Annotated in this window: 13 protein-coding genes and 2 pseudogenes; 8 read left to right on the top strand and 7 right to left on the bottom strand. The window is 63.0% G+C overall.

Features of this window, described 5'->3' with window-relative positions:
- Window positions 1–7: 7 nt before the first annotated feature.
- The 6 genes from ACFOHJ_RS00725 to ACFOHJ_RS00700 all read left to right on the top strand — a co-directional run bounded on the left by ACFOHJ_RS00725 (window position 8) and on the right by ACFOHJ_RS00700 (window position 5326).
- Window positions 8–1774: a gamma-glutamyltransferase family protein gene (locus ACFOHJ_RS00725; protein ID WP_378217477.1), complete on the top strand. Its 1767-nt coding sequence runs from the start codon at window positions 8–10 to the stop codon at window positions 1772–1774.
- Entirely contained in the window at window positions 1758–2156 is a 399-nt protein-coding gene (locus ACFOHJ_RS00720; protein WP_378217474.1) for a RidA family protein, read from the top strand. The genes ACFOHJ_RS00725 and ACFOHJ_RS00720 overlap by 17 nt, the downstream gene beginning before the upstream one ends.
- Window positions 2157–2220: 64 nt before the next feature.
- The gene (locus tag ACFOHJ_RS00715; protein WP_378217472.1) at window positions 2221–2934 is read left to right on the top strand and encodes an ABC transporter permease; all 714 of its coding nucleotides are present in this window, start codon (window positions 2221–2223) and stop codon (window positions 2932–2934) included.
- Complete coding sequence (locus ACFOHJ_RS00710; RefSeq protein ID WP_378218041.1) at window positions 2934–3647, top strand: ABC transporter permease; 714 nt, start codon at window positions 2934–2936, stop codon at window positions 3645–3647. The genes ACFOHJ_RS00715 and ACFOHJ_RS00710 overlap by 1 nt, the downstream gene beginning before the upstream one ends.
- The gene (locus ACFOHJ_RS00705; RefSeq protein ID WP_378218039.1) at window positions 3640–4437 is read left to right on the top strand and encodes an ABC transporter ATP-binding protein; all 798 of its coding nucleotides are present in this window, start codon (window positions 3640–3642) and stop codon (window positions 4435–4437) included. The genes ACFOHJ_RS00710 and ACFOHJ_RS00705 overlap by 8 nt, the downstream gene beginning before the upstream one ends.
- A 43-nt stretch (window positions 4438–4480) precedes the next feature.
- Window positions 4481–5326: a sulfite exporter TauE/SafE family protein gene (locus tag ACFOHJ_RS00700; RefSeq protein ID WP_378218037.1), complete on the top strand. Its 846-nt coding sequence runs from the start codon at window positions 4481–4483 to the stop codon at window positions 5324–5326.
- Window positions 5327–5497: 171 nt separating this feature from the next.
- On the opposite strand, the gene scpB (ACFOHJ_RS00695) is transcribed toward ACFOHJ_RS00700, so the two are convergent.
- From scpB (ACFOHJ_RS00695) to ACFOHJ_RS00670, 6 genes and pseudogenes are all read right to left on the bottom strand, one after another.
- Window positions 5498–6199 (bottom strand): SMC-Scp complex subunit ScpB, encoded by a 702-nt coding sequence (gene scpB / locus ACFOHJ_RS00695; RefSeq protein ID WP_378218035.1) that lies wholly within the window; start codon window positions 6197–6199, stop codon window positions 5498–5500.
- 5 nt (window positions 6200–6204) lie between these two features.
- Window positions 6205–7155, bottom strand: a complete 951-nt coding sequence (locus tag ACFOHJ_RS00690; RefSeq protein ID WP_378217470.1) for a DUF1403 family protein — start codon at window positions 7153–7155, stop codon at window positions 6205–6207.
- A 579-nt stretch (window positions 7156–7734) separates the two neighbouring features.
- Complete coding sequence (gene repC / locus ACFOHJ_RS00685; RefSeq protein WP_378217468.1) at window positions 7735–8946, bottom strand: plasmid replication protein RepC; 1212 nt, start codon at window positions 8944–8946, stop codon at window positions 7735–7737.
- Window positions 8947–9200: 254 nt separating this feature from the next.
- Window positions 9201–10271 (bottom strand): plasmid partitioning protein RepB, encoded by a 1071-nt coding sequence (gene repB / locus ACFOHJ_RS00680; RefSeq protein ID WP_378217466.1) that lies wholly within the window; start codon window positions 10269–10271, stop codon window positions 9201–9203.
- An 11-nt stretch (window positions 10272–10282) separates the two neighbouring features.
- The gene (gene repA / locus ACFOHJ_RS00675; RefSeq protein WP_378217464.1) at window positions 10283–11542 is read right to left on the bottom strand and encodes a plasmid partitioning protein RepA; all 1260 of its coding nucleotides are present in this window, start codon (window positions 11540–11542) and stop codon (window positions 10283–10285) included.
- Between the two features lie 964 nt (window positions 11543–12506).
- Window positions 12507–13517, bottom strand: a pseudogene (locus ACFOHJ_RS00670) (integrase); the annotation flags it as partial.
- A 202-nt stretch (window positions 13518–13719) separates the two neighbouring features.
- Between ACFOHJ_RS00670 and ACFOHJ_RS00665 the strand changes: the two are divergent.
- Both ACFOHJ_RS00665 and scpB (ACFOHJ_RS00660) read left to right on the top strand, forming a co-directional pair.
- Complete coding sequence (locus ACFOHJ_RS00665) at window positions 13720–14652, top strand: DUF1403 family protein (RefSeq protein ID WP_378217462.1); 933 nt, start codon at window positions 13720–13722, stop codon at window positions 14650–14652.
- 5 nt (window positions 14653–14657) lie between these two features.
- On the top strand, window positions 14658–15407 hold the full coding sequence (gene scpB / locus ACFOHJ_RS00660) for an SMC-Scp complex subunit ScpB (RefSeq protein ID WP_378217460.1): 750 nt from the start codon (window positions 14658–14660) through the stop codon (window positions 15405–15407).
- Window positions 15408–15480: 73 nt separating this feature from the next.
- Here the strand turns inward: scpB (ACFOHJ_RS00660) and ACFOHJ_RS00655 are convergent.
- Window positions 15481–15732: pseudogene (locus tag ACFOHJ_RS00655) on the bottom strand (IS21 family transposase); the annotation flags it as partial.
- Window positions 15733–16013 lie beyond the last annotated feature (281 nt).

Raw genomic sequence — 16013 nt, 5'->3', positions numbered from 1 at the left:
TGTCAGGATGACTTTTACGACAAGACCGGAAATCGTCGGCCGGTTCGGAGTTGCCGCTTCCACGCACTGGATCGCTTCAGCGGTCGCCATGGGCATTCTGGAGCGCGGCGGCAACGCGTTCGATGCGGGCGTCGCCGCGGGCTTTACCCTTCAGATCGTCGAGCCGCATCTCAACGGCCCTGCAGGAGACGTACCGATCATGCTGCACCATGCAGCATCGGGCAAAACCGTCGTCATCTGTGGGCAAGGACCGGCACCGCAGGGTGCCACGATAGAACATTTCGAAGCGCTGAATCTCGATCTCATTCCCGGGACGGGCCTTCTGGCGCCCTGCATTCCAGGCGCCTTCGATGCTTGGATGCTGCTGCTGCGCGACTATGGGACAATGCCGTTGCGGACTGTCCTGGAAGCGGCGATCGGCTACGCGCACGCCGGCATTCCGGTTCTGGAACGCATCCACGCGACGATCGCGACGGTTGAACAGCTCTTCGTCGAAGAGTGGCCGAGTTCCGCAGCCGTTTTCCTCCCCGACGGCAAGACGCCCGCTATCGGTTCCTTCCTGCGCAATCCGGTTCTCGCAGCGCTCTATGAAAGGATCGTCGTCGAGGCGGAAGCCGTCAGCGGTCGCGAGCAGCAGATCGAGCGTGCCCGCAAGCTCTGGTCAGAGGGCTTCGTGGCGGAAACGGTCGATCGGTTCTGCCGGGGCGAACCGATGATGGACGTGAGCGGCCGCAGGCATCGCGGGGTCTTGACAGGCGAGGACATGGCCGGATGGTCTGCCACGCTCGAAGACCCGATCGGCTACGACTATGGCGAATACCGGGTGTTCAAACCGGGAGTGTGGACCCAGGGTCTGGCGGCGCTCCAGCAATTCGCCCTGTTGAGCGGCTTCGATCTGCGCGGCTCCGATGTCACGAGTGCGGAATTCATCCACCTGCAGGTCGAGGCCGCGAAGCTCGCCTTCGCCGATCGTGAAAAATTCTATGGCGATCCCCGGTACGCCGACGTCCCGGTCGAGCAGCTTTTGTCCAAGGCCTACAATGACGAGCGCCGCAAGCTCATCGTCGACGAGTCTTCGAACGAGCTGCGGCCTGGAGACATCGAGGGTTTCGGCGGAAGCATCCGGCAAGGGAAGGCACAGGCCGCCACTGTCGGCGCCGGGGAGCCGACGACCGGCAGGCTGGGCGACGTGCGTGGAGATACCTGCCACTTCGACATCATCGACCGCCACGGAAACATGGTCTGCGCGACTCCCTCGGGAGGCTGGCTGCAAAGCTCGCCGGCTATCCCCGGGCTGGGTTTTGCATTGGGCACGCGCGCCCAGATGTTCTCCCTCGACCGGTCCCACCCTAACGCACTGGTACCTGGCAAGCGGCCTCGCACCACGCTGACGCCAACGATGGCGCTCCGCGACGGGCTGCCCTACATGGCCTGGGGAACGCCGGGCGGCGACCAGCAGGATCAATGGAACGTGCAGTTCCTGCTTCGGCATATCCATGCAGGCATGAACCTGCAGCAGGCGATCGATGCGCCGGCCTGGCACAGCGAGCACTTCCCATCCTCGTTCTGGCCGCGTGCGGGCCATCCGGGTCGACTCGTGGTCGAGAGCCGGTTGCCGGCTTCGACGGTCACGGAACTTGAACGGCGCGGCCACGAGGTGATCGTCGGTGGCCCCTGGTCCGAAGGCCGCCTGTCGGCCGCGACAATCCGCGACGGAATTTTGCGTGCCGCCGCCAACCCTCGTGGCATGCAGGGCTATGCGCTGGGGAGATAAGGCAATGGAACGAATAAACGCTGAGAACGTGACGCCTTATCGCAATCCCATCAGCCATGCCGTGCGAACCGGCAACCTCGTATTCCTGTCGGGCATCACCCCTTTCAAGGGGGATCGCGAGATCGCACGGGAGGATTTTCCCGCGCAGCTGAGGCAGGTGCTCGCCAACATCGCCGAGATTCTTGCAGCGGCGGGAAGCCGGATGGACCTCATGGTTAAGACGACCGTCTACCTGCGCCGCAAGCAGGACTTCGCGGCGATGAACGATATCTCCCGCGAGGCCTTTACAGCGGGTTTCCCGGCCAGAACGACAATCATCACGGAGCTTAGCCACCCGGACTTTCTCGTCCAGATCGATGGTGTCGCCGAATGCGTAACCTAGACAGGCCGGCGCCGGCAGGCCACGCCTGCCGCGCGCAACCAACAACGATGAACGTGGAACCAAGATGAGCTACCTCGACCTCATCTCCTTCGGACCCGGCGGATGGGCCAATCTTTTGCTCGCAGCCGCAGCGGTGACGCTCTCGGTTGCGCTCGGTGGATTTCTGCTGGGATCGGTAATCGGCACGTTCGTGGCATGGTCCCGCCTGTCGCGAAGCGCGACGATGCGTTTCCTGGGTTTCAGCTATACGACGGTTTTCCGCGGCGTTCCGGACCTGCTTGTCATCTATCTGCTCTATTTCGGCGGCAGCGCCGCGCTGACCGCCGTCGGCAAGGCGCTCGGGGCGGGCGGGTTTGTCGGGATGCCGACCTATCTGACGGGTGTTCTGGCCATCGGCATCCTCTCGGCCGCGTATCAGGCCGAAGTTTTCCGCGGCGCGTTTCTCGCCCTTGCGCCCGGAGAATTGGAGGCCGGCAAGGCGGTGGGGATGTCCGGCTTCCTGCTTTTTCGTCGGATCATCGCGCCGCAGGTACTGCGCTATGCGCTGCCCGGACTCGGCAATACCTGGCAGCTTGCCCTCAAGGAAACGGCACTGATCTCCGTGGTCGGGCTGGTGGAGCTCGTTCGGCAGGCCCAGATCGCGGCCGGGTCTACACGCAGGCCCTTCGAGTTCTTCATTACGGCCGCCGCCCTTTACCTGTGCATCACATTCTTCTCGTCGCTTCTGTTCAGGCGGGCCGAGCAGCATTCCGCACGCAAGATGGGGGCAGCACTGTGATCGATTTCGCGTTTCTGGCAGAAGCGTTCAGGACGTTGGTTCCCGGCCTTCCCCTCACCTTCCAACTGGCGTCACTTTCGCTTGCCCTGGGCGCCGTCCTTTCGGTGCTGTTCGGCGTTCTTGCGACCATTGGTGGAACGGTGGTGTCGCGGGTCGTTGCCTTCTACGTTTTCTGCATACGGGGCACCCCCCTGCTGGTGCAGATCTTCATCGTCTACTACGGCATGGGCCAGTTCCGGCCCTTCCTGCAGGACTGGGGCGTGTGGTTCATTTTTCGCGAGCCGTTCTGGTGCGCGATCATCGCGCTCACGGTGAACACAGCAGCCTATGGCAGCGAGATCGTTCGCGGCGGCCTTAAATCCGTTCCCGCTGGTCAAATCGAAGCAGCGAAGGCCTGTGGCATGTCGGGTTTTCTTCTTTACCGGCGGATCATCCTGCCGATCGCTTTTCGCCAGGCCTTGCCGGGCTATTCCAACGAAATCGTCCTGATGATCAAGGCCACCTCGCTCGCCTCGATCATCACCATGATGGAAGTTACCGGTCTTGCCGCGAAGCTGATTTCCGAGACGTTTCGCGCCTTCGAGGTGTTCATCGTCGCAGGTGGGATCTACCTGGTGATCAACTTCCTCATCGCGCAAGTCATCGGCCGGATTGAATACTGGCTTTCTCCCCACCTTCGAGACATGCCGACAGCGGAGCCCAACAATGCGTGATAACAGGCAAGCTGAACCTGCGGGCAAGGCCCGTCCGGTTATTTCCATCAGCGACCTTCGCAAGAAATTCGGCGGGCTCGAAGTCCTGAAAGGCATAAGCCTCGCGGCCGACCAGGGCGAGGTCATCACCATCCTCGGATCGTCGGGGTCGGGCAAGTCGACCATGCTGCGATGCGTCAACATGCTCGAGGTGCCGACCTCCGGAACCATCGCGATCGACGGTGAAGTCATTGAAATGCGCTCGACCCGGCAGGGTATCCAACCGGCCAGCCGCAAGCAGGTGGACAGGATCCGTTCCAAGGCCGCGATGGTGTTCCAGAGCTTCAACCTCTGGTCTCACATGACCGTGCTGGAGAACGTCATCGAGGCGCCCGTGCATGTACAAAAGCGGCCTCGGCAGGAATGCATCGCCGAGGCGGAAATGCTGCTGGCCAAGGTCGGGCTGTCCGCCAAGAAGGAAAGCTATCCGCGGCATTTGTCCGGCGGGCAGCAGCAGCGTGCCGCCATTGCTCGCGCGTTGGCACAAAAGCCATCGGTGCTGCTTTTCGACGAGCCGACCTCTGCACTCGACCCGGAATTGGTCGGCGAAGTCCTGAAGGTCATGCGCGAACTTGCCGATGAAGGCCGCACCATGCTCATCGTTACCCATGAGATCGCTTTCGCGCGCGAGGTATCCAATCGTATCGTGTTTTTGGATGGTGGCCGCATAGAGGCGTCAGGCACACCCGCCGAATTGTTTGCCGAGGGGACGAACGAGCGATTTTCCCGGTTCGTCTCTCGCAACAACTGAGCGGGTCTCAGCGCAAGGCCACCTCTTCCCTGATTGGAGCCATATTTTGGATGTTTCGCTTTCCGAACTCATATTGATCGTATGTGGCCTCCTTGCCGCCGGGGCGTTCACCGGCTTGCTGGCGGGCGTCTTCGGCGTCGGAGGCGGCGCTGTTCTGGTGCCGATTCTCTACGAGTTCTTTCGCATGTTCGAGGTGCCCGACGAAGTTCGCATGCCGCTTTGCGTCGGAACCTCCCTCGCCATCATCATCCCGACCTCTATCCTGTCGTTTCGGGCGCACCGGAAAAAGGGAGCCGTCGATTTCTCGATCCTGCGAAGCTGGGCCGTTCCTGTGGTTCTCGGCGTGATCGTCGGCGGCGCCATTGCCCGGTACGCGCCCGAAAACCTGTTCAAGCTGGTATTCATCGCAGTGGCATCGGTTTCCGCCATCAAGCTGCTATTCGGCCGCGACACTTGGCGGTTCGCCTCGGAACTGCCCGGTGCCTTCGTCATGCGCCTCTACGGAGGGGTGATCGGCGTTCTTTCCGCCCTGATGGGGATTGGAGGCGGACAGCTTTCAAGCCTGTTCATGACATTCTACGGCCAGTCCATCCACCGCGCCGTCGCGACTTCCTCCGGCCTGGGGCCGTTGATCGCCATTCCCGGCGCACTGTCCTACATGGCGGCAGGATGGGGCAAGTCGAGCCAATATGGCGATGTAGCCTTGCTCCAGTGGCCCTACAGCATCGGCTATGTTTCCTTGGTCGGCCTCATTTTGGTGTTCCCGGCAAGCTCTCTGGCGGCCCCCTGGGGAGCCAGGATGGCTCACGCCATGTCCAAGAGAAAACTGGAGATCAGCTTCGGGATATTCCTCCTCGTGGTCGCCCTGAGATTCGTCATTTCCCTGTGAGGGGCGTCTATTTCCCGAAAGCGGCTACGTTTCGGGACAAGGTGAGCACGACAAAAAGGTTACAGCCATCTGGCGCTTCGCGGTGAGCCGAAACCGTCGCCGGAAACCTCGCCAGTCTGAATGTCATCCGGCGGTTCGCGCGGAATCGACCCGTCGCGGTTAGAGGCGGCTTTATCCGGCCTCTTCATCCGCGAGCCCGACCGGAATATCCCCGGCCAGCAGCTTTTCCTCGGACAGCAGGCCCGCGTCTTCGAGCGCTTCGAAATCGGGCAGGTCGCGCAGCGTATCCAGGCCGAACTCGAGCAAGAATTCTTTGGTAGTGACATAGGTATAGGGCGCGCCGGGCGTCGGGCTGCGCGGCCCGAAGGCGATGAGGCCAGCGCCGCGCAGATGGCCGATCAGGTCGCGGCTGACCTCTTTGCCGAAGAAGGACGACAGCTCTCCGCGCGTGATGGGCTGGAAATAGGCGATAGCATTCAACACCAGCACGTCGGACTGGGTGAGGTCCCTGGCACGTCCGCTGCCGGCGGCGCCGGTACCGAATGCGCTGCGGATGACATCGGCATAGGCAGGTCGGGTGAGATGCTTCCAGCCGCCGGCGACGGCGACGAGGTCATAGGGCCGGCCGCGCAACTCTTCCCGGATGTCGTCTATCAGAAGATCGACGCTGCAATTCTCGCCGACGACGCGGGCCAGGGTCTCGCGGCCGACCGGCTCGCTCGCGGCAAAAATGGCCGCCTCGACACGGTTCATCCATTCGCGCCAGCGCGCCTCCGGCGGCAGGTGAGCTAGCTCCCGGTCGAACAAATGGCCGTCTGGCCGGCCGTCGCCCGGTTGCCCTCTCCCCCGTGTAATGCGTGCTGTCTCCGCCATGGCATTCACAGTCCATAGACGCGGAAGGCCGGCCGGCCGGAGAGCTCCCGCACGGCGCCGAGTTCCATCAACCGATCGAACAGGCGGCGCAGGCCGCGGTCGCTCATTCCGGCTATCTTCTCCGAAGCGATGACCGCGTCATCCGACAAAAGCCGCTCGACGACAGCGTCGGACGCCTTGGCCCGGAGCTTCGGCGCAACGGCGAGAAGCTTGTCCGCGCGGCGCCCGAGCTCGGTCGACAGGTCGATGGCGCGCAGGGCCGCCCGTGCCTGTGCGGCAAGCAGGCTCTTGGTCCTGCCGGCTTCCACGTCATCTGCCTGAGGCTGGCCGGCAGTCACCGCCCGACGCGAACGGGTCGTTCCCAGTGCCGCCTCCGCACCCAGCAGCGGCATCGCCTGCGTCCAGCCCAGACGCTGCGCGAGCAAAGCGTCGGCTAGCCATGCCCCAAGGACGCGCCCCAAGCCGTATTGTTCCGCGACCGCGAAAGCCCTGGTCGTCATCGCAACCGTCCCGTCATTGGCGGATAGCTGGCCAAGATCGTCGATCAGGCAACTCATGCTCCCGTCGTCATAGGCGAGCCCGAAATCATCCATCACCATGCGGATACTCACCTCCGACAACAGTTCGTCCGCTGGCGTCGCGGCCAGCCTGCGCCAAGCTAAAAGGATACGGCCGGCAGGACCGACATCGTCTCCCTGTCGCGTCAGCAGCACAGCGTCGCGCAGAGCGGATTGATCCTCGACGCGGCCTGCCTGCCGTGCGGCAAGCGCTGCAGCCGAGAGCGCCAGGCGCTGCCGCCAGGCACCGGCCCATCTCCCCTGCGCGCGCACCACGGCATCGAGCGCGGCAATGGCGCCGCCGGCGAGGAGCGCGACCTCTTCGACGCCTTTGCCTGCAAGGCCTTGCGTGTCGGAGACGGCGCGGCGCAGCCAGCTCGGCACACGGGTTTCCTGCATAACGCTCGTAGTTCCGGGAAGCGAGCCGGAATGGCGGGAGAGAGATTGGGGTTGCAGAATCATCGATGGCAGGATGAATCAGTGCGGCGCTTTTGGCAATCGATTTACGCCCTATCCGCCGCGCCTGTCACCCGGCAAGAACGAACGATAATGTTTGTGTTTAGCAGCTCTCCTCAAGCTTGACGGGAGAACGCCTTTCCGCGTGAATCCAGGTTCTGCAGAGTGGGCTTCGTCCTCTCCTGCAAGTCGCAGAAAACACCATCGGAGAGCCGGATCCGCATCGACAACCTTCTGCAGGCATAATACGCCAATTCCCGCCGGAGACAAAGACGATGCGTATGCGGACATCGTCGAGATCGGCCTGGCGGTGGGCCCTGTTACCCTTACCGTCAACGCCGAGGACATCTTAGACGCCTGTCTGAGGCACTTCGATGGTGGTGTGCTTCACCAAAAGCACCGGCTTTTTCTGCTTAGCACTGATCCTCGCGGACGTTGATCCTTCGATCATTTTCTCTGACACTGCAGGGATTCCTGTTCAGTCGGGCAAGCCGCGGGATGGAGCGGGTGCCAGGAACGAGATCAACTTGGCTTAGCTCTTTGCCCACGTTCTGCCGCCCGCAACAATGCCATCAGCATTGGTCCGGCGGAAAATTGCCCTGCCCTCGCCTTCTCGGTCAGGCTGCGCAGATAGCCGCCGGGGTTGTTGATCTGCTCGGCCCGCTGCAGCATCGTCGCCACGCTGATGGCGGCCTCGACGGGTCCCATCGTTGCACAGGCTTGTTGCCAGGCGTCTGGACTGATGCCGAGGGCCCCACGTACCAGGTTTGCGGCATCCACCAGCCCTCCCCAATCCGAAACTTCGTTCCGGGCGTAGTGGGCAATGTCGGGGCAGGCTCGTAGCACCAATCCAAGCGGGTAACCCGTTGACGGCTTCTTGCGAGTCTCCGGTGTCGGGCGGACATTTTGCTTCGGCGCTTTTTTGGCGCGCGGTTCAAATCCATGAGATTCGGTTTGTGGATTCTGTATGTGGCGCTCACTATGGGACTCATTGGCGCTTGGATTTTGTGTTTTAACATGGTTTTCCAGCACCTTGCGTACGCTCTGGGCCAGTTGGGCGAGCGCCTGTGCGATCGGCTCCAGTTCCGTGTGGCTGGCCGTGCGCGGAATCTGCGAGACTATCTCTTGATACGCAAGGCGGTGGCCCTGCCAATCGGTCAAAATCCCTTCCTCGGGGCCGAAGGACAGCATCTTGCTGATATCGCGGCGCAGCATGGTGATGCGCTCCTTGAGCAGCTGCAGGGCGCGCCGTTCGCCGCGCACGGCCTCGGCCATGGCCTCGAATTCCCGGGCCCGCGCCAGCAGCGGCGCCAGATCGAAGCCGAAAGCCTGCCGAATGTCGCCGCTCTGGTCCTTTCGGGCATAGCGCTTGCCGTTCGGGCTGTCGCGGCGCACCACGAGCCCGCATTCCACCAGCACGGCCAGATGCCGCCGCAGGGTTGCCGCCGCCATGCCGTGCGCGCGCAACGAAAGCTGGGCATTGGATGGAAAGACGACCAGCCCCTCCCCTTCCACAAGGTCGGTCTCGGGGTGGAAGCTCAGCAGCGCGTTGAGCACGCCGAGTGCCCTGTCGCTGGCGCCAAGCTTCTTCTTGGCCTCGCAGACGGCGCGAAACACCTGCCATTTGTTGACGCTGGCGCCGGGCTCGCATCTTTGGGACGCCACCTGCCCTGCCAACATCGCAAACGTCAGCGATCGCCGCCCAAACGGCGTCGTTGAAATAGGCTCGATCATCTTCGTTCACCTCAATAAAAGGCAAGCCGAAGGCGTTCCGGAACACGTCCAGTGTTGACAAGTCGGCCCGGAAATGATTCTCTCATAATTGCTACATTGATGAGGGCTTCCGGAATGGCGACGTTTCGGGGGCCTTTTTCTTGCCGATTTTTCCTTCTGTTTCCTACCTGCTACGCGTTGGATACTTACGCTCTACGCTCCCGTTCGGTCGAAGGGCGAATGCGGCGCATCCTCCCCTGACCGCCGGGATGATCTCATTCCGGTTCGGTCGAGCCGCCTGCTTCCTGCCTGAACCGCTCCACCAGCCGTGGCAGTTCCTCGCCGAGAAACACCTCGAAGCCGTCGACTAACTTGTCCACGAACTCGACACGGGCCCTGCCCTTGCTGACGCTGACGACGGCAACCGCCCTGCCCTGCCCGTCACGGATCGTTTGCGCTTCCCCGGCCTTGGCCGCCGTCTTGCGCTGCAGCCGCGAAAACACCAGGTTGAAGCGCGCGTCGCTGTCGGTTGTGGCGCGAAAACGTTCGCTCGTGATCTCGTCGTCGGCCTTGACCGTACCCGCTTCGCTTTTGAGCATCTCGGCTAGGGCCATCCAGCGTGGCCGACCGATCTTGGGGGCCGGGCCGATGGCGTTGGCGATGCGGTGCGGCACCCCCTCCGCCACCTGCAGATAACGTGTCATTTCTGCTTTGTGCAGCGACAGCGCTTCCTGGACGACGCCGCGCTCGAAGCCGCGCCGGATCAGCGCCCAGGCAAAGAGCGCCCGCTCGATGAAGGACAGGTCACGGCGTTCGGTGTTCTCCTTGCCCTGCGCCAGCACGAGCTCGGTGTCGGAAAGCTCGCGCACGATGGCGTGCACGCGCTGGCCGAGCTTGGCTGCGGCGCGGATGCGGCGATGGCCATAGGCGGTCTGGAAGCGGCCGCTCTTTTCCGGGTGAGGTCGCACCAGCACCGGCACCTGCTGGCCGCTGGTCTCGATGCTTTGTACCAGCGCCAAGAAGCCTTCGTCGCCATCATCATGGCCGAGCCGGTCGCTGACGAAGGAGGAATCGATAAGCTCCGGCTCGATTTCGATGATGCGTTCGGCCGTGCTCAGGCTTTCTTTAAGCCGCCGTGCGTCCTCGATCTCCCGCGACAGGCCGCCGAGCGAGAGCCCCATTGCCTTGATCGCCCCGGACGCTGTGCGGGCTCGTGGTTCCGGCGCCGGAGCAGGGGCCTGTACGGCGGGAGCCGCCGGAGGCGGGGCGGCGGCGGGTCGTTCGCCGGGCGGCTCCATCGCCTGGAACAGCGCCTTCAACTGGTTCTTGCGGTTTTGTCCAGCCATTCGGGTCTCCTTCACGCCTGCCTGTTCCACGCCTTCAGGATAAGGCCTTCGATCTCCCCGTTGACAGCTGTCAACGACTCCATCGCGCGGTCATAGGTAGCCCGGCTGAAGCTCTCCCGCGAAACCTCGTACAGCGTCTGCTTGGTCAGTCCGGCGTCCGAAAAAGCCGTGGACTTGACCAGCGGCGCGGTCAGCACCCGTTCCCCGAATAGGGAGCGCAGGAAGCCGACGATCTGCGTCTGCGGCCCGTCATTGGGCTCGTAGCGGGTGACGAGATAGCGCATGAAGTCGAAATTGAGCTCTCCGCCTGCCGCGCGCACCACCGACAACAGGTCGGCGGTCATGAACAGGAACTGGCTCATCGAGGCGACGTCGAGCATCTGCGGGTGCACAGTGACCAGCACGGAGGTCGCCGCGCAAAGCGCTGACAGCGTCAGGAAACCGAGCTGCGGCGGGCAGTCCAGGACGACCACGTCATAACGGTCGGAGACGGTGGCAAGCGCCGCTTGCACTCGCGCGAAAAACATCTGTCCGCCGGCAGCGCCGTTGTCGGCATGGCGCGACGCCAGCATCTGCGGCGTCGTATGCTCGAACTCCTGCAGTTCGAGGTTGCCCGGAACGATGTCGAGCCCGTCGAAATAGGTCCGGCGGATCACCTGCGACAGCGCGAGAGCCTCGTTGTCGTAGCGGATTGCGGCGTAGAGCGTGTCGTTGCCCGAAAGGTCGAGTTCCGGCTGATAGCCGAACAATGCCGATAGCGAGGCTTGCGGGTCTAGATCGACGGCGAGTACCCGGTAGCCGGCAAGCGCCAGATGCTGCGCCAGATGCGCGCTGGTCGTGGTTTTGCCAGAACCGCCCTTGAAGTTGGTGACCGCGATCACCTGCAGATGCTCGCCGCGAGCCGCATCGCGGCGCGGCAGGTAGGTCCGCGCCTTGGCTGGGTTCTGCTCGGCCAAGTGCCGGCGCAGCCCGTTAATGTTCTCCAATGAGTAATAACGTCGCCCGCCGGCACCGGTCTCTGGCTGCGGCCCTTCGCCGGCGATGGAAAGCTGACGCAGATAGCCGTCGGAAACGCCGATCAGCTTTGCAGCCTCACCGCTGGTAAAGCGGCGTAGCGTCTTGCTCGCCTCGGGCGTATAAAGCCGGTCGCGGATCGCCTGGAGCTGGGCCGACAGCATTTCGGCGTCCTTGGCGATGGCGCGGTCGGTGGAGGAATCGGGGCCGTCTTCCCGTGAATTGGCCGCTTGCAGGCTCGAAGGCGCCACGCTCATTTCCTCTCCAGAATGGACTACAGCCATCTTTGCACCCCTTATGCGCCGATTCGTGGGCAATTCCGAATCCTGCCTACGCCAGTCCGATCTTCTACGGAATGAAGCGCAGGTAACGTGAACGCCAGCCAGTTACGCGAAAGACAATCTTATACGGTAGATACCGTAAGAAGATGACGGACGCGACGATTCGGGTCAAGCGCTTTATAGTTAATGGAAATTAGTGTGTTAGAAGGGCCGGTTCGTGCGATGAGTCTGGCCGGGTTGACAGCTGTCAACCGATTCACCGGCGTCAGCAGCCAGGATCGCAGATCGGCGCCAGAAATCGATGACGCCTGGCCCCAAGCCAAGCTAGTAGGCGCGGGACGTCGCCGTTCGGCTTCGCTCTATTCGGCTGACGGCCACCTTGACGGTCAAACCGTCCTTAGGGGAGGCGGCTTCGGGGTCGCAGGAAAGTTGGTTCCTGCCCCACGAGCGAGGATGGCGCCACCGCCCGACCGTCTCGAAAAAAACACAAGCGACGGTGCGGCTGTTAAAAACTGGACGGGCTTATGGAAGGCGACTAGCCGGTCTGGATGAGCCGGATTTCGCCAGTGCAGGCGCGATCTGTCCCAGCCGCCTCGGCGCGAACCTTGCATATCAAAATCGCTCGACCAAGAAAATCTGGGCACCCGCGCGTTGTCCCTCTGGAAAACCCGCTAGGACGGTAGTCGTCGCCTGGTACGCATTTTCGAGAGGTTTGCCGGTTCTCTTGCCGACGGCCGGCGAAGGGCCCGCGTAGGCTGCTGAGCGGCCACCGCACCATCGCGGAAGCGCCGAAAGGGGAGGGGAGGAGCGGGGCAGGGCACCTTAATGTCCCGTCGCTCGGACGTTCAAGAACTTCAGTCTCGTGGTACAGGCCCCGACACGAGTGTCACCGATCATCTTGGTTTCGGTGGAAGGTGGCGAGGCTGCTTTACCCGTTGCTCTGGCCGGCTTTCGTGGATGAGGCAAAGCTGCCTTTCAACGACTGACTGCTAAACAGCCTTTCGCGTTGGCCATCCGGCAGGTCGCCACGGAGGCCGGCGGCGAGCGCTGCTCGTTTTACCAGCCGAGCGATCTCCTGGCCATTTAGCCGATCGGCGCCGACCGCTTTTCCTTTGCCCGTCACCCGTCGGAACAGTGGGCCATTAGCGATTCGCGAGAATTTCAGCCACGTCTGCAGCGCCACGACGGGGCAGTTGGCGTTGGAAGAGCCCCGACCGATCTCGACCTCGCGCCAGCTTGTGTTAGCGCGTAACGTCACCAGCACGCCCCTGTCCAGAATTTCGATCCAGCCAATGGCATCTTCGGTCTGGTTGCGGCCGACATCCAGCCCGACGATTTCCGAGCGACGCAGGCCGCCGGCGATACCGAGCAGCAGCATGGCGCGGTCGCGCAGGCCGCGGAGCGTACCACGGTCCAGCGTTTCCAGCATGGCGGCAAGATCCTGCGGCCGCACGACTTCCTTCCGTTGAGGAGGAGCAGCCTGGGTGCCGCGAATGTCGGCAATGGCGGTAGCAATAGAGCGGTCTTTCCGGTCCAGCTTCTGGCCGCGCTGGGCGTAATTCCATGCCAGCGCGGCAAGCCGGCGCTTGATCGTTGACAGAGTCCTCCTCTCGCCGGCAATGGCATCGGAAACCAGTGCGGTGAGATAAAGCCCGACCACGTGCGGATCGGGCGGCAGGAGCGGATGCCCCTGGCGCCGACACCAGCTCGCGAACTGCTTCCAGTCCGATCGATACGCGCGGTGAGTATTGGCGGAACTGGCTGCCACGGCAGGACCGAGGGTGGGTCCAGCGGATTTTTCCTGATGTCCTAGGGACTGACCACCCGCGCTGTCTGCTGCCGGCGGCAGGGTAGAGGGTAGGCCGGAGGTCGGGACGGGATCGGCTGCTTTTAGTCGGATTGGAGAGGGCAGGGCCCGATCTTCCGGGATCTGATCGCTATAAGAGGCCATTGCCCTTTAAAGCCCAAGAGGAGCGATTAGGCAACATTATCGGTCGTTTTTGTCATACGACAAGCGCGGCGGATTTATCGCAAATTGATTGCCAAAAGCGCCGCACTGATTCATCCTGTTTGCGATGATTCTGCGGCCCAAAACTGTTTCCCGCCACACCGGCCCGCTGCCAGGGGGGACAGCCGTTCCGCTGGCGGTCCTTGTGCCGGCCTGGCTGCGCCGCGCCGTCGCCGATGCGCAAAGCCTTGCCAGCAAAGACATCGAAGATATCGCGCTCGTTGCCGGCGCTGCTGTCGGCGCACTCGACGCTGTGGTCCGCCGGCAGGAACGGTGGGCGGGGGCCTGGCGACAGCGACTGGCGCTTGCCGCCGCCGCGGTGACGGCAAAGCAGGCTGGTCGCGTCGAGGACGAGGCGGCGCTGCGCGATGCCGCGTTGTTGACGAAGGCGGGTGACGATGTGGGTCCGGCGGGCCGCATGCTTTTGGCGTGGCGCCGGTTGGCCACACGGTCGACGGAGGATTTGCTTGCGGGAAAAAACCTCGGCGCGGTGCTGGAGGAGTTTGGCTATGCCCCCGACGATGAGGCGGTCAGTGATCTGACGGGCGAACTTCGCCGGCTCGCCGCATGCGGGATGGTTGAGATGCTGACCGGCGCTTTGATCGCGGCCGAGCGCTATGGGTTCGGGCGCGCCGTTGGCGCCTGGCTGGCTGACGGGCTGCTGGCGCAGCGGCTGGGCTGGGCCTACGCGCTGCCGCTGCTCGGTGCAGAGGTCAATGCGGCGGGTTCGGGTCGCGCGCGTCGATCCGCAACCGTCGTCGCGGCAAGCAGTGAGGATGGAACCGCCCAGTCGAAAAGTCTGATGGCCGCACAGACACGTGCCGCGTTGCGCGCGATTGATCGGGCGGTCGAGCTTGGGCGCCGATCAGAGCGGTTGCTCGCGGTTGCACCGAAGTTGCGTGCCCAGTCATCCGATCTTGTCGTCGAGAGGCTGTTGTCCAACGACGCAATCGTCGCTTCGGACAAGGTCGCCGGCATGAGTGACCGTGGTCTGCGCCGCCTGTTCGACCGTCTGGTCGAGCTCGGCGCCGTGCGCGAGCTGTCCGGCCGACCAACCTTCCGCATTTATGGACTTTGAAAACGATGGCGGAGAGTGCGCCCACGCGACGGAAGGAAGGGCAGGGAAGCGAACGCCGGCCAGACGACGGTCTGTTTGATCGGGAACTGGATCATCTGCCGCCGGAAGCGCGATGGCGTGAATGGATGCACCGCGTCGAGGCGACCATCTTTGCGGCACAAGAACCGGTCGGCCGCGAGACGCTGGCGAAGATCGTCGGCAGAAGCTGCAGCATTGATCTTTTGATCGACGACATCCGTGAGGAACTTCGCGGGCGTCCCTATGATCTGGTCACTGTGGCCGGCGGCTGGACGCACCTGACCCGGCCAGCCTATGCCGACGCCATCCGCGCCGCGGTCGGCGCAAGCGAGCGTGCGGTCGACCTGACGCAGTCGGAGATACTGGTGCTGATGTGCATCGCTTACTTCCAGCCGATTACACGCGGAGAGCTGTCTTCCTTCTTCGGCAAGGAGGTTTCGCGCGATCTTATCGGTCATCTGCGCGGTGCCGGCCTGATCGCCTCTGGGCCACGCAGTCCGACGCCCGGCGCGCCCTATACCTATGTGACGACAAAGGAGTTCCTGTTGGAGTTCGGGCTTGAGACGTTGCGGGATTTGCCGGATTTCGAGGCGCTCGAAGACGCGGGTCTGCTGTCAAAAGAAAAACTGCTGGCAGGCGATATTCCTGTCGCCGCGTACGGCGAACCGACTATCGATGATACCGACGAAGAAGCTGATATGGGTTTGGTTTACGACGAAGAAGGGACGTCGTCTTGAGCGCACAGGGCGCGGAGGTCATAATCCTGGAGGATCCAGCTTCCTGGCCGAGGGACCTGCGCGCTGTTCTTCACGCGCAGCACGAGGTGCCGGGAGCGGCCTTCAGGAGCGGAACGACCTCCGCGTCAAAGATATGCTCGAGCGGATCGGGGCGACGCCGGCTGCGCGGCGGCCTGCTCTGCGATGGAAGACGTGCATCCTTCTCCATGCGGTAAGCCGCCGCCCGGCTGATCGACGCCTTCGCGGCGGCGACCTCAACAGAATGCGTTTGTCGGTACTTCATAAAAAGCCTCGTCTGATGATCGGTTACATGGCGACCCGGCACAAAGGTGATTCTCCATTCCAAAAAACCACTCACGCTACCGGGCCGACCGCGATCATGAGACGCCGAAAAATTGCGCCGCGGCGGGGGGCTGTAACTCCGGTCGGGCTACGCCCTCCCTACGTCACACCCCCCGCCGCCGAGTCTCATCCTGATTGACGCTGAATCTCACCTTGATTGTCGCCGCGCATGCCGGAGCGACCGAGCAAGCTTGATCCGTTTGCAGATCGGCTGTCGGCATGGCTGAAGACGGAATCGAAGAAGGGCCGCAAGCAGAAGCGGAC

It is taken from the genome of Aquamicrobium soli (assembly GCF_042646345.1).
In the GTDB taxonomy this organism is placed as follows: Bacteria; Pseudomonadota; Alphaproteobacteria; order Rhizobiales; family Rhizobiaceae; genus Mesorhizobium; species Mesorhizobium soli_A.
The sequence above is the reverse complement of the archived record's forward strand: the minus strand, read 5'-3'. Positions and strand labels throughout refer to the sequence as shown.